We start from the raw sequence: 18,723 nt of genomic DNA, 5'->3' as shown, positions 1-18,723 counted from the left end.
TTGAAAACAGATCTACAACCATCGGTGCGTTAAATCCGTCAAGTTCCAATATAAATTCAGTTGCACATGCAGATGAACCTGTAGCCAATTTCAACACATCAAATTCTGATTTGTAATTATCGAGGTTGGATGTTAAAGTTGAACCGATTACTTCAGCTGTTGCCTGAACAATTGCCAATGTCACATCATCCTTGCACATGTTGTAGGTTGACTGACCGATGTGGTGTCCGATATCCCCAACACAGTAAGCAGGTACGGTTACAATGTTTCCGTAGTGCACGCCATCATCCATTGCCGCTTTGACGGTGGCTGTCATTGCCTTTTTGTATTTGTTCATGTAATCCCTTACATCAAATGATGTGTGGTCAGCATCATCCATCAGCTCTCCCTGTGCTTCAATAGGGTTTTTGTAGATGTTTTGAAGGGTTGCGATTTCCTTTTCTGTTGCTTCACTAGCAGTTGCGCCGGCTTCGATTGCATTTGCAAATGCATCCCCTATACCGTAGGATGTGTTCATACCCCATGATTTGGCGGACAGGATTGCCTGCTTGTGAGCTACCGGAATGTCTGTTTTCTGCAATATCTGGTTTACCACATTACTTGTACTTCCAGGCATCAAAGCAAAGTCAACCACACAGGTAGGTCCGTAAAATCCACCATATCTTCTAATGGATTCCTTGGCAACGATTGCTTCATTATCTGCAATTGCCTGAATGAATTTGTCTACACTGTCAGCAAATTCACCGTCCTCTTCACAAAGGATTTCCAATACCGGAGGGGTTTGGAAGTGTTCGATGAACGGATCATCCTCACATTTTAAAGTGTCTGTAATGGAAGACAATATTTCAAAATGGTTTTTGACAGAGTCCTTGTGCAGGTTGATTACGGATTCAGCCTGGTTGTCAAGTGCAGTCATGTTTGCCACAGCGTCAGCATATGGTTTTGCATCAGCTATTTTAAAGTCATTGTATCTGTTTTCGGATATAACTGCAATGTCTGCCTTTTGAGCAGCCATTGATTCGTTAATCATTTTTTCATATAACTCTCTCATCGCTATCACCTGAAATGATAATTGTATTAGGAAAAGTATAATTGATGGTATATATACTTTACTAATTCCAATGATTATAAGTTATTTGAAATGATATTTAAATTTAGTTAAAAATTTCCAGAAAAAACAGAATTTCATATAATGAATGTTTAGATAATTTTAAAAAAGCTAAATAATTAAGTAAAATTAAAAATAAAAAAATAAGGAATTGATATAAGAAAGAATTATTTTCCTATATCCTGAACCAATTCTTTTGCATAAGGAGTTATGTTTTCATCAAGCATTCGCTCTAAAAACTCTCCTGTATATGTTCCGGCTTTGGCTATCTCTTCAGGTGTTCCGGTAGCTATTACCTCGCCACCTCCGTCACCGCCATCGGGACCCAAATCAATAATGTGGTCTGCGGTTTTGATAACATCCAAATTATGCTCGATTACAACAACGGAATTACCTGAATCAGTCAATCTGGCAAGCACTTCCAAAAGCCTTTTGATATCTGCAAAGTGAAGACCTGTAGTCGGTTCATCCAATATATACAAAGTTTTGCCTGTACTTGTCCTTGAAAGTTCCTTGGCAAGCTTGATTCTTTGGGCTTCACCACCGGAGAGTGTTGTTGCAGGCTGGCCGATTTTCATATAGCCAAGTCCCACGTCGTAGAGTGTCTGAAGCTTTTTGGTAATTTTTGGAATGTTTTCAAAGAACTCCAGTGCCTCTTCGACAGTCATCTCAAGAACCTCATAGATGTTTTTGCCCTTGTATCTGATATCCAGGGTCTCCTCATTGTATCTCTTTCCGCCGCAAACTTCACAAGGCACATAGACATCAGCCAAAAAGTGCATTTCTATTTGCACAATACCGTCTCCAGAACATGCTTCACATCTTCCGCCCTTAACGTTGAATGAAAACCTTCCCGGTTTGTATCCTCTTGCCTTTGACTCCGGAGTGTTTGCAAACAGGTCCCTGATGTCTGTAAATACACCTGTATATGTTGCAGGGTTGGACCTTGGGGTTCTTCCGATAGGTTTTTGGTCAATTGCAATTACCTTGTCAATGTTTTCAAGCCCTTCAATCTTATCGTATTTACCTGCAAAAGTGAATTTGTTGGAAAGCTGGCCTTTGGCTCCCTTGTAGAGGATTTCATTAATCAGACTGCTTTTTCCAGAACCGCTGACACCGGTAACGCAGGTAAACTTGCCCAACGGAATTTCAACATCAATGTGTTTGAGGTTGTTTTGAGCTGCACCCTTTATCTGGATAAACAGACCATTGCCCTTTCGGCGTTCTTTTGGAATGTCAATCTTTTTAAGTCTTGATATGTACTGACCGGTAATTGAATCCGGATTTGACATGATATCAAGAGGTGTTCCCTGAGCTACAACCTTACCTCCATGCTCACCGGCACCCGGACCGATGTCTACAACATGGTCTGCAGAAAGTATTGTTTCCTCGTCATGCTCAACGACAACCAAGGTATTTCCCAAATCCTTAAGCCTTTTAAGAGCTTCAATGAGTTTGATGTTATCCCTTTGGTGAAGTCCTATACTAGGTTCGTCCAAAATGTAGAGAACACCGACAAGACCCGAACCAATCTGTGTTGCCAAACGGATTCTTTGAGCTTCACCACCGGACAATGTACCGGAAGACCTTGACATTGACAGATAATCAAGCCCCACTTCAACCAAAAAGCTTAAACGTTCCTTGATTTCTTTTAAAACTTCCCTTGCAATGAAATTTTCCCTTTCAGTAAGTTCCAAATCCTGGAAGAACTGATATGAATCCTTAATGGCCAAATCACACACGTCAATGATTGATTTGCCTCCAACGGTTACCGCCAGCACTTCAGGCCTTAGCCTTTTTCCATCACAGACATGACATTTCCTGTCGCTCATGAATTTTGACAGGTATTTTCTTGAATAGTTTGACTTGGTTTCAATGTATAATCTCTCCATCCTTGGAATGACGCCTTCAAACTTACGGTTTACCATGTATGACTTGTTTCTTCTCTTAAATGTAAATGGAATCTTGTCATTGCATCCGTAAAGGATTGTATTTTGATATTCCTTATCCAGTTCATTGAACGGCACATCCATACTGAAATTGAAGTGTTTTGAGACTGCCTCAAGCATTTGATAATAATAGTTTTCCCTTTTTGATGACTTTGACCATGGAGCTATGGCCCCTTCGTTTAAGGTTAAAGTCTTATCGGGAACGATTAAATCAGGGTCAATCTCCATTTTGGAACCTATACCGTTACATTCAGGACATGCTCCCTGAGGTGCGTTGAATGAAAACATCCTCGGAGTCAGCTCTTCGAAGTTGATTCCGCAGTCAACACATGCAAAGTGCTCTGAGTATTTTTTTTCATATTCCTCGCCGTCATCAAACAGAACTGTGATGAGACCTTCTGAAAACTCGGAAGCGGTTTCAAGAGAGTCCACCAGTCTCCTTTTAAAGTCAACGTCATGTCTGATTTTAAGCCTGTCAACAACAACGTCGATATTGTGGCGGTAGGTTTTGGCAAGTTCAATATCCTCATCCAAATCCCTTATCTCGCCGTCAATGCGTGCACGGACAAACCCTTTGTTTCTCAAATCATCCAAAACATCCTTGAATTGGCCTTTCTTGTCACGAACAATTGGTGAGAGGATTTGTATTTTGATTCCTTCACCCTCTTCGATGATTGCATCACCAATCTGGCCGATTGTTTGCTGTGAAACTTCCCTTCCACAGTTAGGGCAGTGCGGAATTCCAATTCTTGCATATAATAATCTTAAATAATCGTATATTTCGGTAATTGTTCCTACTGTTGATCTCGGATTTTCCCTTGTGGTTTTTTGGTCTATTGAAATTGCCGGAGACAATCCTTCAATTGATTCCATTTCAGGCTTTTTCATCTGACCCAAAAACTGTCTTGCATAGGCAGAAAGTGATTCAACATATCTACGCTGTCCTTCAGCATATATTGTATCAAACGCCAGTGAAGACTTACCTGAACCACTAAGACCAGTAATTACAATAAATTCATCACGGGGGACACTTACATCAATATTCTGTAGATTGTGCTCACGTGCACCCTTGATGACAATCTGTTTTTTAGACTCCATAGTTATCTCCTTAATTTAGTTATATTATATTAGAACAAAATCATTTATATAGTATTTGAGAGAGAGCATTTGACAAATAATATTTTATAAAAAAATTTTGTAAAAAATAATCCTTAATGGTTTTTGAAGTGCGACTGTATGAAAAAAACACAAAAAAAGAAGCTATTTATCAAATCCTTTCAATGCATAGAGCTTATTTCTTAAATCTGCAGCCCTTTCAAAGTCAAGTCTTGCAGCGGCATCCTTCATGTCCCTTTCCAAATCCTTAATAAGCAAACGAAGTTCATCCTTAGGCATTTTAGTAATATCAGTACCGATACCCTTGTATTTTTCATCCTCTTCTGCAAGTTTCTCTTTAAGGGTTCTCTGAGTGGATTTTGGAGTGATACCATGAACCTCATTGTATTTCATCTGGAGTTTACGTCTTTTAAGCGTAATGTCATATGCATTTTGAACGGAATCAGTCATGTCATCCACATACATTATTACACGGCCGTTAACGTTTCTTGCCGCACGCCCTATGGTCTGAATGAGAGAGGTTTCATTTCTTAAAAACCCTTCCTTATCGGCATCAAGAATGGCTACCAGTGACACTTCAGGCAAATCAAGGCCTTCACGAAGCAGATTAACACCAACAAGCACATCAAATTTGCCCCGTCTCAAATCATCCACAATGTCAATTCTCTCAAGAGTGTCGATTTCGGAGTGCATGTACCTTACCTTAACGCCTATCCTTGCATAATAGTCAGTTAAATCCTCAGCCATCCTTTTGGTGAGTGTGGTAACAAGAACCCTTTCGTCTTTTTCCGCTGTTGCCCTCACTTCCTCAAGGAGATCTTCAACCTGACCTGTTACCGGACGTATTATAACTTCAGGGTCAACCAGACCTGTAGGTCTGATGATTTGCTCTACAACATTTCTTGATTTTGCAAGCTCATATTGGGCAGGTGTTGCGGATACGTAAATGACCTGATTGACTGATGATTCAAATTCATCAAATCTTAAAGGCCTGTTTTCCTTAGCTGAAGGCAGTCTGAACCCATATTCAACCAGGGTTTCCTTACGTGCACGGTCACCATTATACATTCCCCTGATTTGAGGAACTGTAACGTGGGACTCGTCAATGATTGTTAAAAAATCATCCGGGAAGTACTTTAAAAGTGAGTATGGTTTTTCTCCCCATTGACGCCCTGAAAGATGCATTGAATAGTTTTCTACACCCGGACAGTATCCCATCTCCCTAAGCATCTCTATATCAAAACGGGTTCTCTGCTCAAGTCTTTGGGCTTCCAATAATTTTCCGGTCAGATTAAGTTCATTCAATCTCTCATCAAGCTCCTGAGAGATATTTGCAATAGCGGTATCCATCTTGTCCTGACCAACCACAAAGTGCTTTGCAGGGAAAATCATGTATCTTTGAAGAGATTCCTGCTTTTTGCCGGTAATCTTGTCGATAATGCTGATTGCATCGATTTCATCGCCGAAAAGTTCAATTCTTATCGGAGGTGTTCCATGAACAGGGTTTATTTCTATTACATCGCCCCTTACTCTGAAATGACCTCTGTCAAATTCAATGTCATTTCGCTCATACTGCATGAAAACAAGTCTTTTAAGAATTTCAGATCTGTCATAAATGTCTCCGACTGCAATTCCGAAGGCAAATTCACCGTAATCTTCAGGCGAACCGATACCGTAAATGCAGCTGACACTGCTTACAACGATGACATCATCCCTTGATAACAGTGACTGTGTTGCGGAGTGCCTCATCATGTCAATATCATCATTGATTGAAGCCTCCTTATCGATGAATGTGTCTGTTCGGGGAACATAAGCCTCCGGCTGATAATAGTCATAATAGCTGACAAAATACTCTACAGCATTGTCCGGGAAAAATTCCTTGAACTCCTCATACAGCTGTGCCGCCAAAGTCTTGTTGTGGGAGATGACCAGAGTGGGTTTTTGAACCTTTTCAATGACATTAGCCATTGTAAATGTCTTTCCAGAACCTGTTACTCCCAAAAGAGTCTGTTCCTTTATTCCCTTTTTTATACCCTCGGCCAGAGAGTTAATGGCTTTTGGTTGATCGCCCAATGGTTTGTAGGGTGACTTTAACTTGAATTCCTTCATGATACCTAATTTGTGATTGTGATATTAAAACTAACGTGCATGTAACTTGGAGAACAGCACGGAGTGACCCTCTGATCCCTTATGACAAGTTCCCCATAGCCTTTCAGTTCCTTTTCCAGATCTCTTATGATGTTTGGAAGGACTTCAGTATTATAGACCTTAAGAGAACCTAAAAACACTGTTTTGGTAGCCATATTCATTACGGATACGGTTTCCATGACGTCCATTTCAGAATACTTTTGAAGAATCTCATTTGATTTGTCTGTCATTTCCTTTTTAAGCTGTTCCTTATCCATTCTAATCCCTCAAAGCATCTGCAATGGATTTTGCAAGAGATACACGTGAAGTGTCTGAAGACAAACTGTTTGTACCGATTATTTTTTGTGCACCTGCAGAATATATTCTTGTTGCACCGTTATTGGTTAGAATCGGATGTACACAGCAAACGTCAATTGATGAAGCTCCGTATTGTTTTAAAATGTTTATTGCATTTACGATTGTTCCGCCAGTTGCAATAATATCATCAATGATTATTGCATGCTTACCTTTAACGGAATCAACATTAACTGTATTTTCACTTTCACTGTCACATCTTACATCCACGATTTTGGTTTCCACCTTATCGGGACCCAACCTGACTTTGGTTAAATAGGTACAGTCACATCCAATGATTTCGGAGATTTCCTGAGCAAACCCATATGCTCCCTTATCCGGAGCAATAACCAATAGATTATCTTCACTTGTCTTATCTAAAAATTCCGCAATCGCAGGCATTGCTGAGATGTTTCTTGCGGGAATGTCAAAGAAGTTAAGGACACATTCCTCGTGGATATTGAATGTAATGAACTCATCTGCACCGGCTGCCTGAATCAATTCGCAGATGATTTTAGCGGAAATTGTCTCACCGGGATTGAAACGTTTTTCCTGTCTTGCATATCCCATATATGGAACAACTGCACGAACCTTTTTAGCACCCAAATCCTTAAGATTAGCTATAATAAATAATAATTCCATCAGATTTTCATCCTGAGGATAACCTGTGGATTGAATAACTGTAACTTCGTCTGAAATTTCACCATTGATTCTTAAATATCTTTCACCATCTGGAAACTTTTTAGTTTCAACATAACATAATTCTTCGCCAAGTTCACGTGCCACATGTGCTGCCAAATCTTGAGAAGCTGAACCACCAATAATCACAATATCACCAATAAAATTATATTAAAATTATATATGTCTTTGATAATTAAAAAAGTTAAGTATTAATATAATAATTGACTATAAAATCTAATCATGAAAAAATTAACTGCCGTTCTTATAGTAATTGTTTTAATAATTGTTGCGGCTTTGGCATCAACAGCTGTAAGTCCAGTTTTAATAATTGCTGAAGATGCTGAAGAAGGAACCCCTGGTGTTGATATGGCGGCCTCATTTAGTATGCTAGGTGGTTTTGAATGGGTTTATCCTGGAAGTTCATACAATGCAAACGGAGAAACATTGCACAATATTCACATGATTGATCCTGACAATCCGTATGGCGCTGCAAAGGACATTATGGAATACACATACCATTACTCCCCGCATGTAATCATCGGAGTCAACAATGATGCTGCGGAAGCCATTTTCGGTTCAGACATTATAGACAATACACGTGCAAATGACGCATACAACGGTTATGCCGGCAGCGGTAATGTTCAGGGAACAATGTCAAGAGGAGATGCACTTGGAACTGCAATGAGCAATGCAAACATAAACATATTGCAAATTCCAATACAAACATTAATGGGAAATATCCAATTCCATTTCGTTTAATTTCCCTTTTTCTTTTTTTATCGTAACATCACATAAAATGAGAGTGCAACACCAACCAATGAGATGAACATTTGAATTATACCATGCCTTTTGATTGTAGGGTGTTTTGACTGCACCAGATAAAACGGCATGAAAAATCCGAAAAACGTGAATGTGGCAAGAGCTGAATTTTTTGCAAATAAACTTACTACAAATCCGCTCCATGAGAGAAAAATAGTTACAATATATGATAAAATAATGGCTTTTCTGTTGATTTCAGACTGCTGTTTTGCATGATATACATAGACCTGCTTTTGCTTTAGTCCTTCAACAAGTGGAGTGCCGCATTTGGCACAATAATCATAGTCGTCCTGATTTTGAAATCCACATTTTTTACAAATTCTTACCATGGATTAAAGTTAATATCTTATGATATAAATTATTTTTCCAAAATCATTGCTATTTCTTTGAAAAATTCATTCCTATAATTTTCATTGGTAAGTTCGGAGTAATATTTAAAGCCCAATTTTTCCAAAACTCTTTTTGATTGGCTGTTTTCAACTCTGTATGATGCATAGATTTGCTTTACGCCCAACTCATCAAATGCCCTTTTGACTAAAACCTCAGATGCTTCAACGGCATATCCGTTTCCCCAGAACTCTTCAGCCACCCAATAGCCAAGCTCGGCTGAGCCGTCACCCCACCAGTGATTGGTATCCGGATGAAACAGAAGCCCAACACATCCTATAGGAATATCATACCTGACGATTGCATAAGTTTCCCTTTTGGAAAAAACAGTTTTTATAATATTCAAACTGTCTTCAACACTTTCATGAGGCGGCCATCCCGCTATCGGACCAATATTCGGATTTTTTGCAAAATGATATAAACATTCGGCATCCGAATCCCTCCAGGGCCTTAAGGTAAGGTTTTCTGTTTTGAAAATCATTGCTAAACATTATGTTCGAATTCATTAAAATAACTTTTCAACATACATTATTAATAACATTAACAATCATATTATTAATCATGAAAGTTAAAGATGGAATGATTGGTTTAATTGTCGGGGATGCTTTAGGGGTTCCTGTAGAGTTTTACTCAAGAGAAGAACTTGAAGCCGACCCCGTTATTGGCATGAGAGAATACGGTACCTACAATAAGCCTGCAGGAACATGGTCCGATGACTCTTCAATGGCAATAGCTACAATGTCAAGCATTGTAAATAAACAAACTGTGGATTATGATGACATAATGAAAGAGTTCATCCAATGGTGGCAAAACGGCAAATACAGCCAGCACGATACTTTTGATATTGGAAATACAACACGTAACGGTTTGGTAAGATATCTTAATGGCGAAGAGGCCATAAAATGTGGAGGCAGCCAGCCAAGAGACAACGGAAACGGATCTCTAATGAGAATCCTGCCTCTTGCTTTTATTCCCGATATCGATTATGAAACTGTCGAAAACGTTTCAGGACTTACACACGCCCATTACAGATCAAAAATAGCCTGCGTACTATACATTGAAATTGCAAAATCAATGATTAAAAACGATTTGACAATTGACGAGCATATTAAAAATTCCTGCGATAAAATAAAAGAATATTATAAAGAAAATGAGGAAATTGAACATTTCCAAAGAATCTTTGACGATGACTGGACAGGTGAGATAAGAAGTGGAGGATATGTAATCGACTCACTTGAAAGTACAATCTTCTGTTTGAAGACAACCGACAACTACAGGGATGCAGTCCTGAAAGCTGTGAATTTGGGTGGAGATAGCGATACTACAGCAGCCATTTGCGGAGGACTTGCAGGAATTTATTATGGTTTTGATGAAATACCTATAGATTGGGTCAACACAATCGAATACATTGAAAAGGTAATCTCATTATGTGAAAAATACGAGGCATTATTTGATGAGAATTGAAGAAACCATTAAAAATATTAGGGCTTCCTGTGATAATTATGTAGACCCAGATTTGGTGGCTACAGTAATTCACGATGATTACTTCATGGGCTCAAACAACATTGACGAACTTGACCAATTTGACATCAAAAAAGATGATTCTTTTGAAGAAAAGATTCTAAAAATTTTAAAACACAAAAATGTATTTCTAAACTTCGGAATGTATGCTTTCATCCCAGTAATAAATGAATGCGACATCTATTCCTATCAAGATTTCAATTTGAAACTCACACAGGAAGAATTTGACGAATATGCCAATGAAAAGGAAAGGGTTTTCGGAATTCTTCTAAAAAAAGATTCAAACGAATTCATCATTGGAAGCTGCGATTTGTGTGGCTGTAGCATTGATGCTTCATTTAAGGAAATTAAACCGTCCGAATTAGACTTCTTTAAAAAAATAAGTGAGATAATAGATAAGAAAATTATCTATTAATCATTTTCTTTTTGATTTCTTCCCACATCGCCTGCTCTTCACCGCAACCTGTCATGATGACATATTCATATTCTGAATTTCTTGCAAGCTCATTTAACTTTTCAATTCTGACATTCATCTCATCATAACTTAACGGATAAAACTCGGCATCAGGGAAATCCTGTTTTATTATATTGTAATATTCCTCTGCCTTTTTTATGGATTGTCTTCCTGGAACCACAATAACATGGGCAGGATTCATGCTTTTTACAACTTCATAGTGGTCTTCAAAGATTTCCTCCTCATTTTCATCAGGAGTCGTATAGATAAACTCCAGCGGTTCGTCTTTTACAAACTGCTTCATGAACATTGCATTGATTTTAAGCGCATCACCATTGTCTCCCTGACCCAAACCAACGAATTTTCCTCCGATGTCAACCACTTCAAACCTTCCAGGCGGAATGAAGGACATGTCAAGGTTGTTGAACACATCTTTGATTGTGGTTTCAATGTTTTCAACTTTCGGAGTGAATGTTGCATAGGCAGTTATTGAAGCCAATGTATTGTAAATGTTGTGAAAACCGAATGGAGGTACTGTAAGCTTTAGGTTAAATTTAATATTTCTGGATGCAGTATAGTTGAACAAATCCCCTTCAATGGTTAAATCCCATGAAGCTGAACCAAATTCAACATCAGTCAGTTTTACATTTGCCTCAGGGCGTTTGAATCCACATTCACAGGTATAAACTCCCCTGTGGTTCAAATAAAAATGAGAATAATCAAGTTGCTTGCCGCATTTCGGACATTCTATGGTATTGTCACCAATGTCTTCAATTATATCAGTTTCTATACCGTAATAGTTGACCGTTACATCTTTTTGCTTATCAAGACCTATCAATGCAGTTCTCGGATCGTCACAATTGGTTACGACAACTCCCCTTTTCATGCCCAGTGAAAGCAATTTCTTGGCCTTATAGTAGTCTTCGAAAGGATTTCTAACACCTGCAACCTGAGTATGTTCCTGAGAGATTGTTGTGTAGACAACACCGATAGGATTAATCAGTCTTTGAACAGTATCAGGAATTCCATGAGCCAAATCACGAATTCCATATTCAAATATTCCCAAATCACCCTTTTGACTTAAAAGAGCTGTAGCAATTGAATTTAAAATATTGTTTTCATAGCTTCTTCTAATCTGAATATCCTTTGACATCAGTTTTATCAGAAGAGTAGTTGTGGTTGTCTTACCATTGGTTCCGGTTATCAAAACTGAACCGATTTTCAAACCGGAAGCAAGTCTGGCAATAGATTCCTGACCACCTATTTTTGTAAAGACATGCCCAGGGTATGTTCCTCCACTTCCAGGGCCGTATTTAGCAAGTTGACATGCAACTTTTCCAGATATTTTTGCAATATTAAATTTAACAGTTCCAACCATGGTTAATATATTATTAACAAATACTATAAAAAATTATTGTTTAAAAGAAATTAATGCAAAAAATAGTTTAAAATAAAAAAAGAATAAAAATTAACCCAACTAGTTGGTAGTTGGATTATTAATTGTTGTTTGTGGAACTTTTTCGGCAACTTTTGAACCGATGTTTTTCATTTTTTCAATGAGCTTGTCCTTTTTGGAACCGCTGATTAAAATGTTTTCCAAAACATCACTCAAGGTTTCGGTTGGAATGATTTCAATCATCTCTTCGTATTTCTTCTCAATCATAACATCTTTTAAGTTTGATTTCGGAATCAATACTTTTTTCATTCCAGCTTCTGCCGCAGCTTCGATTTTGGCTGTCGCTCCACCGATAGGCATTACATCTCCACGGACATTCAGTGAACCTGTCAATGCTACGGTCTGATCGATTGGAATATCTTCAACAGCAGATATTACAGCAGTTGCAATACTTACACTGGCTGAATCACCTTCAACACCGTCGTAAGTCTGGATAAACTGAACGTGAATATCATAATCGGAAATGTCCTTGTTTGTGTATTTTTTGATTAATGCACTTACATTTTGAACGGATTCCCGTGCGATTTCACCCAATTTGCCAGTAGCAATGATTTGACCACCGTTTTTGGATTGTGTCGGAGCAGCTTCAGCGGCGATTGGTGAAACAATTCCACTTCTATCCCCAATTACTGCAAGACCGTTTACAAGACCGACTCTTCCACCTTCAGCAGATACCATACTGTAGTCTTTTCTTTGAATGATTGATCTGTCAGCTATTTGCTGTTCTAAAGTCCTTGCGAATTTTTTAGCTTCAACAACATGTGCTGCAGTTACCAGATTTTCACCTTTTTCAATAGCTACATCACCAGCAGATCTGACAAGTCCACCCAAATCCCTTAATCTTAAGGTCAAGGCGTTCTGTTTGCCTGATCTTCTTTTTGCTTCCATGATGATTTCATCCAATGCATCAGGTGCAAAGTGCGGAATCCTTCCATCATTTTTAACTTCCTGAGCTACAAACTGGACCAGTTTTTCCCTGTTTTCAGTTGTATCATCCATGTAGTCCTTCATGAATACTTCATAACCGTATCCTCTGATTCTTGACCTCATTGCAATGTGCATTCCTTCCAATACCTGAAGGTTTCCTGATGCCACAAGCACAAAGTCACACGGTACTGCCTGGGACCTTACCATTGCACCACTTGAGTTTTCACTCTGACCGGTGATTGCATATTGCTTTTCCTGCATTGCAGACAACAATTCCTGTTGGGTTTTCATGCTCATTGTACCGATTTCGTCAATGTATAAAACTCCACGATTAGCCTTGTGAATCATACCTGCTTCTACACGTTCATGTGCAGGAGTACCAAGACCACCTGATTGGTATGGGTCGTGGCGAACATCTCCAAGCAATGCGCCTGCATGAGCACCTGTTGCATCCATAAATGGAGCAAATCTTGATTCTTCATTGTTGACCAATAGTTTTGGAGACATAGCATTATTTTTAGGTTTGATTTGGATTGAGATAAGTAAAATTAAAGCGGCCGCAATAATAGATTCTAATAATCTGCCGTACATGAATCCGATTACTAAAACTCCACCTATGGCAAACATTGTAATTATTGTTTTTCTCTCTTCATGACCTTTTGCAGATCCCCTTGTGGCTTTTACTATCTTTTTACCTTCACCTGCAGGAACGGTCCTTACCAACGGATGGTTGTTGTCTTCCATATTCGGATAGACCAATACATCCTGCAAGGTTTCATGAGGCAGTATTTGTGCCATACCTTTTGCAAGCATTGATTTACCTACACCTGGATCTCCAATGAGTAAAACATTCCTTCTTTGTTTTGCTGCCTTTTTAATTGTTTCAATGGATTCTTCATGTCCAATGACCTGATCAATCAATAAAGGTGGAACATCTATATCTTGTGAGCTTTTTATGTTATCATAATCTAACATATGTTTAGTCTCTTCACCAGAACTTACTTCCGGTTCAAGAACCACATCTTGTGAAGAATCTTCCACTGATTCGTTTTCTTCAAATTTCATAAAATAACCTCACTTCTCTAAATAAATTTATCATTAAAAGATTAAGTTTCATATACTATTTAAATATTTATTTAATTTAGGCCATATAAAAAGGTTTCTATTTTAGTAAATTAAGGTTACTAAAAAAACAGACCCCAATTTTTTAAATTAAATTTAGGATAATGCATCTGATTTTTAAAACTAAACTGATAAATTACTTCCAAGCAGGAACTGAAACTATAGATACACCATGAACATAATTAGAACCATTTCGTTGAAATGAAAAGCTCAAAAGTACTTGGCAAATTCCGACAGTATAAAAAATAGGACAATATCAATCCAATTTTAACTTTACTGCAGTTGCATTTAAACAACATCATTTCTTTAATTCTGCCAAATTCTCTTTTAACAGCTTATAAATGTTTTCAGCACCAATGATTTCTTCATCACCAACATTCCAACTTGAAGGGTACAGTATGAACGGTTTGGATTGGTCTCCACCGGCTCCGCCATGACTTCCAACCAGTTCTTCAAAAGCACATACCTCATCTGCATCTTCATCATAAAAACTGTTTACCAGAATATCCGGAGTATGTTCGAATGAACTGGTTCTTTTTAGATGTCTTACAATGTTGTTTCCAAATCCTTCAAGAGGGTTTTCACCTTCAATCTCACCGCTGTCCAGGTAATAAGTTCCATTTTTGCCGATAGCCAAATCGCCGTGTTCTAGAGATTTGACCAAAATGAAACCTACATACTCGTTATTTACAATGCCCGGTATCAGTTCTGGGAAGTATTCATTGAGTTGCTCATATGTCAGTCTTTGGCTCCACTGTGTGAGATAAATCATTGCAAGATTACCTGAAGCCAATACAATGACTTCAGAGTCGCTTAATTCTTCTTGTTCCTTTTCTTCTTTTTTTATTTTTCTCTTGTCTCTTGAAAATGGAGAAGATCCTGCAAAGTGGTCTTCATCAGAACTCAGTTTTGCAAAGACTTCCATGTCTTCTGGAAGCAATGATTTTACAAAATCTTCAAATGTTTCGCCGTATCTTTGGGTGAATGTGGCGCCGTTAGTCTGACCATGGTCTGATTGGATTACAAACTGGTAATCCCTTGGACAGTATTTGTTTGCATCGGTTAAATGCTTGATTTGCTTGTCCATTTCCCTTAATGCATACCATGCGTCTTTGTCCCTGACTCCGGAGTGGTGTGCTATTTCATCATAACCCAAGTATGTTGAGTATGCAACGTCAATATCTCCAACCATCATGTCCCCAATTAATGTTGAAGTGTTGATTTCTCTCATGAACACATTTGTAGCGGCTCTTGTCGGAATATATACTATTCCACGTTTGATTCTTGGCCGGATGTTTTTTACTGAATGGATTATTTGTGACCATATTTCACGTACAATATCTGCAAGAAACAAAGCAATTATCCTTGCGAAATTGCTTGGATTGGAAAATACTGAATACCATGCCTTATTGTATAACTTTTTAAATTCCATAATCTTACTGAATGTAAATATCACATTGTCAGTATCTCCTGAAAATAAATTTGATCTGCTTGCTCCATTATCAACAAGCAATCCGTTTCCGTCTGAAATTCTCTTTTCTAATTCAGGCACTTTACTGATTCCTGAACATTGCATCATCTGATTGCCATTGCTTTTTTCAATCCATCTGAATGCAACAATACCCTCATTATTTCCATGAAGAATTCCAGCCTGACTTGCACCGGTTTGGGAAGAAAGGTCAGTTTCCCACATTCTAAGACTGTAATCGCCACTGTCAATCATTTCCTTGACTGTCGGCATATCCCCCCTTTCGACTGCTTCACATAATACCTCATGGGCAAGCCCGTCAATTTCAACAATTATTACTCCAGGATAGTCTTTAATTTCAGTTTTTCTTTTCTTTTCTGCATCTCTTAAAACAGCCCGGTAATATGAACTGTCATCCTCAATTGTTATTAATGAGGACAGTACAGTTGTAACGGCAGCCATGGCCAATGGAACGAGAATCATAGCTGCCCCATTAATTTCTATATCAAATAAAGGTGCGAAAAACTGAAGCAGGAGCCCGTTTAATATTAATGTTCCCATACCGAATGTTAAAACTAAAAAAGGCATAGTTATTCTTGTTAAAATAGGCCAGAGTATTGTATTAAAAAAACTGATGAATAATACTAAAAACAATATGTCATCAAATTGGTCGACTTTGACCCCCAATCCTAAAAAACTTATCAGATATATTCCTAGGACATTTCCAATAAATACAATCAAACTTCTTTTTAAACTTCTTTTTGGGATTTGTTTTTGCTTAATTATTTCCATGGCAATCACAGTTACTGTTTTAGCATTAAATAGGCAATTTTCCGGTATATTGCTCTATTGTAGATTTAGCATTATCCAAATTAATTCCGGTTTCTTCCTGCACCGTAGAACTAATTTTACTTAAATTGGTATTGTTTGCATAATCATTTGATATGGACCACAAATCTCCAGTCACGTTTTCCACGTTGGAAATGACATCCCCCAAATCCTTATTGACAGGATAAACATTTTTATATTCAACTGATTTGGCCATGTGAACCGCAATGTCCTTGTTGTTGCAGCAGATTATGATATTGTCGCCAGTAGTTTCATTAGCTAAAGGAATGCAATAAAATTTACCGTTATAATTTACTTTAACGATGTCAAATATCTTAATTTCAAATAATTCATCAGCATTTATCACATAACAGGTAAAACCATCAATATCTTGCTTTTCACCCTTTTTTATTATATCCGTCAGAGTATTGAATCCCATTTCACCCACTTTGATAAAATTTGAATCCTCATGACTGTTGTATGTAACCAATACACCATTGTTCCAATTCCATATTTTGGCACCCTCAACACTTCCATCATAATCCGTTTGATTGGCCGGAACTTCTATGGTTGTTCCATTTGGTGTTATATCAATTCTGTCATAATTTTGTGAAGTTAGTATTACCAGAACAACACCAGCAATAATGATTAAAAGTATTACTGCAATTATAATTATAATTTTTTTGTTATCCATTGTTCATACCTTCATTATTTTAGTAAGTAATCATTTTCGAACCAGCATTTTGCCGATTTATAATAAGTATAATTAAAGATTGTAGTTACTAGCATATAAAAATTAAATAAATTATCTATATATTTAAACAACTTTAAATATTACATTTTTAATAAATTATTAATATCCTTTAAAGGAGAATCTAATAAAACAAGTTAAATGGTGTTAATATGGATGCAATAGAAATAATTAAAGATGCTTTTGAGTTTCCATCAAAAAATGTAAAAATGTTATTAATCTATGAGCTGCTGGCAATAGTGGCAGGAATATTTTTTGTTGGAGGAACAGCAGCATATGTACTGGGAGTTATCAACCCCGAACTTTTCATGTGGGGTGGAATGGCAGTAATTCTTTCAATGTTAATTGGATGGGTATTGTCAGGTTATTTGGTTAGTGTCATCAAATCAGGAATTGAACTTGATGATGAAGTTCCTGAGTTTGATTGGTGGCAAAATTTTATTATAGGTTTTGATAATTTTATCGTTTCAATAGTTTACTTTATAATTCCTGCTTTTATTGTTGTAGTTGCAGGATATATTACAAATGTTTATGGAAACGTTATGGCAGTTACTCAAGAAGCATATCTCCAGATGATTAATATATATCTGGGAAATACAGTAGCTTTTATATCTGAGGGCTTAGCTCAGGCAATTGCCAGTTTGATGATGTCATTAGTTGCCACAGTTACTGTTGCTATAGTTGTATTTGTAATCTTTTTATTCCTTCAAACAATGGCTGAAGCAAGATTGGCAAATACTGGCAGTTTAACCGAAGCTTTAAATGTTTTTGAAGCTGCAAAAGACATAATGAGAATTGGTATAAGTAAGACAATAATTGTAATCCTATTGGTTATAATAATTGTTGCAGTTATCGAGATGATTTTTTCATTTATCACTGGCTTTTTGCCTATTTTATCAATCCTTTCAATTATAATAACTCCATACTTAATATTCTTTGCTCAAAGAGCTGTTGGGTTATTATATTCCGATATAGCTTAATATTTTAAGCTATAACTTTTTCTTTTTTTAAAATATTGTCTGTAAAACCTTTTCATTGTTGAAAAAATAGTTTTTTAAATGATTCAATGATGATAACCCAATCAATTGGTTATATCGGCGCAGGCATTGCCGCAGGAATCATTACAGCAAATCCTGTTGCAGGCTTTGCAGTATGTATGGCAGTAGGTGCAGGAATAGGAGCCATCAGTGCAGGACTCATCATAGAACACAAATTTGACATAAACTATGACAGAGCAACACTCGCTGCAAGTTTAATAATCAGTGATGCCTTATGTGGCGCATTTGGAGGATGCAGTGCTGGATCAATGACACTTGGAATGACTTCAGCAACCTATGAAGGAAGTAACCCTGGCATCCACATATTCGGAGAAATATTAGGAAACGTTGTTAAAATAGCTGAATGCAATGAAAATCACATTGAAGCCGGAAACTGAACAAAAACTTAATGTAAAGAACTGCCAAAATCCTCCATATGTCATCAAAACACGCTGGCAGTTTTTAACAAAACCAAACCTCCCTTCCCAAAGGGGAGGGATTAAAACCATCCATCAAAACCATTGCATATATAATACATCAAATAAGATTGAACCTCTCCGGCTTTAAAGAAGCTGGAGATTCTTAGGCCATGCATATTGTTTCGTCAAAACATTTCCA

The 18,723-nt window shown here is 37.5% G+C and carries 17 protein-coding genes; 6 read left to right on the top strand and 11 right to left on the bottom strand.

What is annotated here, in order from left to right; genetic code table 11:
- From Q0W04_RS09335 to Q0W04_RS09315, 5 genes are all read right to left on the bottom strand, one after another.
- Positions 1-1,051: DUF2193 family protein (locus Q0W04_RS09335; RefSeq protein WP_298502488.1), on the bottom strand; the 1,051-nt coding region annotated here is incomplete at its 3' end.
- A gap of 224 nt (positions 1,052-1,275) precedes the next feature.
- Positions 1,276-4,161 carry an excinuclease ABC subunit UvrA gene (gene uvrA, locus Q0W04_RS09330; RefSeq protein ID WP_298502494.1) on the bottom strand — a complete coding sequence of 962 codons (2,886 nt, stop codon included), beginning with the start codon at positions 4,159-4,161 and terminating at the stop codon, positions 1,276-1,278.
- Positions 4,162-4,317: 156 nt separating this feature from the next.
- Entirely contained in the window at positions 4,318-6,282 is a 1,965-nt protein-coding gene (gene uvrB, locus Q0W04_RS09325; protein WP_298502485.1) for an excinuclease ABC subunit UvrB, read from the bottom strand.
- A gap of 5 nt (positions 6,283-6,287) precedes the next feature.
- Positions 6,288-6,578, bottom strand: coding sequence for a hypothetical protein (locus Q0W04_RS09320; RefSeq protein WP_298502482.1), 291 nt, complete (start codon positions 6,576-6,578; stop codon positions 6,288-6,290).
- Position 6,579: 1 nt separating this feature from the next.
- On the bottom strand, positions 6,580-7,482 hold the full coding sequence (locus Q0W04_RS09315) for a ribose-phosphate diphosphokinase (protein ID WP_298502479.1): 903 nt from the start codon (positions 7,480-7,482) through the stop codon (positions 6,580-6,582).
- 93 nt (positions 7,483-7,575) lie between these two features.
- Here Q0W04_RS09315 and Q0W04_RS09310 point away from each other — a divergent pair, with 93 nt between their 5' ends.
- Complete coding sequence (locus Q0W04_RS09310) at positions 7,576-8,094, top strand: hypothetical protein (RefSeq protein WP_298502476.1); 519 nt, start codon at positions 7,576-7,578, stop codon at positions 8,092-8,094.
- Between the two features lie 17 nt (positions 8,095-8,111).
- Here Q0W04_RS09310 and Q0W04_RS09305 read toward each other — a convergent pair whose 3' ends face one another.
- Together Q0W04_RS09305 and Q0W04_RS09300 are read right to left on the bottom strand one after the other, a co-directional pair.
- On the bottom strand, positions 8,112-8,483 hold the full coding sequence (locus tag Q0W04_RS09305) for a zinc ribbon domain-containing protein (protein WP_298502473.1): 372 nt from the start codon (positions 8,481-8,483) through the stop codon (positions 8,112-8,114).
- 29 nt (positions 8,484-8,512) lie between these two features.
- Entirely contained in the window at positions 8,513-9,022 is a 510-nt protein-coding gene (locus tag Q0W04_RS09300) for a GNAT family N-acetyltransferase (protein ID WP_298502470.1), read from the bottom strand.
- An 80-nt stretch (positions 9,023-9,102) separates the two neighbouring features.
- Between Q0W04_RS09300 and Q0W04_RS09295 the strand changes: the two genes are divergently transcribed.
- A complete protein-coding gene (locus Q0W04_RS09295; protein ID WP_298502465.1) occupies positions 9,103-10,005 on the top strand; it encodes an ADP-ribosylglycohydrolase family protein in 903 nt (300 codons plus the stop codon).
- Positions 9,995-10,477 (top strand): hypothetical protein, encoded by a 483-nt coding sequence (locus Q0W04_RS09290; protein WP_298502462.1) that lies wholly within the window; start codon positions 9,995-9,997, stop codon positions 10,475-10,477. The genes Q0W04_RS09295 and Q0W04_RS09290 overlap by 11 nt, the downstream gene beginning before the upstream one ends.
- Here Q0W04_RS09290 and Q0W04_RS09285 read toward each other — a convergent pair.
- The 4 genes from Q0W04_RS09285 to Q0W04_RS09270 all read right to left on the bottom strand — a co-directional run bounded on the left by Q0W04_RS09285 (position 10,467) and on the right by Q0W04_RS09270 (position 17,011).
- A complete protein-coding gene (locus Q0W04_RS09285) occupies positions 10,467-11,894 on the bottom strand; it encodes a Mur ligase family protein (RefSeq protein ID WP_298502460.1) in 1,428 nt (475 codons plus the stop codon). The two genes, Q0W04_RS09290 and Q0W04_RS09285, sit on opposite strands and share 11 nt — an antisense overlap.
- Positions 11,895-11,993: 99 nt before the next feature.
- On the bottom strand, positions 11,994-13,874 hold the full coding sequence (lonB, locus tag Q0W04_RS09280; RefSeq protein ID WP_298502491.1) for an ATP-dependent protease LonB: 1,881 nt from the start codon (positions 13,872-13,874) through the stop codon (positions 11,994-11,996).
- A 445-nt stretch (positions 13,875-14,319) separates the two neighbouring features.
- Positions 14,320-16,281, bottom strand: a complete 1,962-nt coding sequence (locus Q0W04_RS09275) for a phage holin family protein (RefSeq protein ID WP_298502457.1) — start codon at positions 16,279-16,281, stop codon at positions 14,320-14,322.
- A 25-nt stretch (positions 16,282-16,306) separates the two neighbouring features.
- Positions 16,307-17,011 (bottom strand): hypothetical protein, encoded by a 705-nt coding sequence (locus tag Q0W04_RS09270; protein ID WP_298502454.1) that lies wholly within the window; start codon positions 17,009-17,011, stop codon positions 16,307-16,309.
- Positions 17,012-17,220: 209 nt separating this feature from the next.
- On the opposite strand from Q0W04_RS09270, the gene Q0W04_RS09265 reads away from it, so the two are divergent.
- From Q0W04_RS09265 to Q0W04_RS09255, 3 genes are all read left to right on the top strand, one after another.
- On the top strand, positions 17,221-18,048 hold the full coding sequence (locus Q0W04_RS09265; RefSeq protein WP_298502451.1) for a DUF4013 domain-containing protein: 828 nt from the start codon (positions 17,221-17,223) through the stop codon (positions 18,046-18,048).
- 86 nt (positions 18,049-18,134) lie between these two features.
- On the top strand, positions 18,135-18,503 hold the full coding sequence (locus Q0W04_RS09260; protein WP_298502448.1) for a hypothetical protein: 369 nt from the start codon (positions 18,135-18,137) through the stop codon (positions 18,501-18,503).
- The gene (locus tag Q0W04_RS09255; protein ID WP_298502445.1) at positions 18,475-18,672 is read left to right on the top strand and encodes a hypothetical protein; all 198 of its coding nucleotides are present in this window, start codon (positions 18,475-18,477) and stop codon (positions 18,670-18,672) included. The genes Q0W04_RS09260 and Q0W04_RS09255 overlap by 29 nt, the downstream gene beginning before the upstream one ends.
- The last annotated feature ends 51 nt before the right edge of the window (positions 18,673-18,723 follow it).

This window comes from uncultured Methanobrevibacter sp. (assembly GCF_947170395.1).
Classification (GTDB): Archaea; Methanobacteriota; Methanobacteria; order Methanobacteriales; family Methanobacteriaceae; genus Methanocatella.
Note: the sequence above shows the minus strand (reverse complement) of the source record. Positions and strands in the feature narration are given on the sequence as shown.

Excerpts from the sequence above, each read along its gene's own strand:
- uvrB (WP_298502485.1), bottom strand. The coding sequence starts at position 6,282 with ATGAAGGAATTCAAGTTAAAGTCACCCTACAAACCATTGGGCGATCAA.
- Q0W04_RS09320 (WP_298502482.1), bottom strand. The coding sequence starts at position 6,578 with ATGGATAAGGAACAGCTTAAAAAGGAAATGACAGACAAATCAAATGAG.
- Q0W04_RS09310 (WP_298502476.1), top strand. The coding sequence starts at position 7,576 with ATGAAAAAATTAACTGCCGTTCTTATAGTAATTGTTTTAATAATTGTT.
- Q0W04_RS09305 (WP_298502473.1), bottom strand. The coding sequence starts at position 8,483 with ATGGTAAGAATTTGTAAAAAATGTGGATTTCAAAATCAGGACGACTAT.
- Q0W04_RS09300 (WP_298502470.1), bottom strand. The coding sequence starts at position 9,022 with ATGATTTTCAAAACAGAAAACCTTACCTTAAGGCCCTGGAGGGATTCG.
- Q0W04_RS09295 (WP_298502465.1), top strand. The coding sequence starts at position 9,103 with ATGAAAGTTAAAGATGGAATGATTGGTTTAATTGTCGGGGATGCTTTA.
- Q0W04_RS09290 (WP_298502462.1), top strand. The coding sequence starts at position 9,995 with ATGAGAATTGAAGAAACCATTAAAAATATTAGGGCTTCCTGTGATAAT.
- Q0W04_RS09285 (WP_298502460.1), bottom strand. The coding sequence starts at position 11,894 with ATGGTTGGAACTGTTAAATTTAATATTGCAAAAATATCTGGAAAAGTT.
- lonB (WP_298502491.1), bottom strand. The coding sequence starts at position 13,874 with ATGTTAGATTATGATAACATAAAAAGCTCACAAGATATAGATGTTCCA.
- Q0W04_RS09275 (WP_298502457.1), bottom strand. The coding sequence starts at position 16,281 with ATGGAAATAATTAAGCAAAAACAAATCCCAAAAAGAAGTTTAAAAAGA.
- Q0W04_RS09270 (WP_298502454.1), bottom strand. The coding sequence starts at position 17,011 with ATGGATAACAAAAAAATTATAATTATAATTGCAGTAATACTTTTAATC.
- Q0W04_RS09265 (WP_298502451.1), top strand. The coding sequence starts at position 17,221 with ATGGATGCAATAGAAATAATTAAAGATGCTTTTGAGTTTCCATCAAAA.
- Q0W04_RS09260 (WP_298502448.1), top strand. The coding sequence starts at position 18,135 with ATGATGATAACCCAATCAATTGGTTATATCGGCGCAGGCATTGCCGCA.
- Q0W04_RS09255 (WP_298502445.1), top strand. The coding sequence starts at position 18,475 with ATGAAAATCACATTGAAGCCGGAAACTGAACAAAAACTTAATGTAAAG.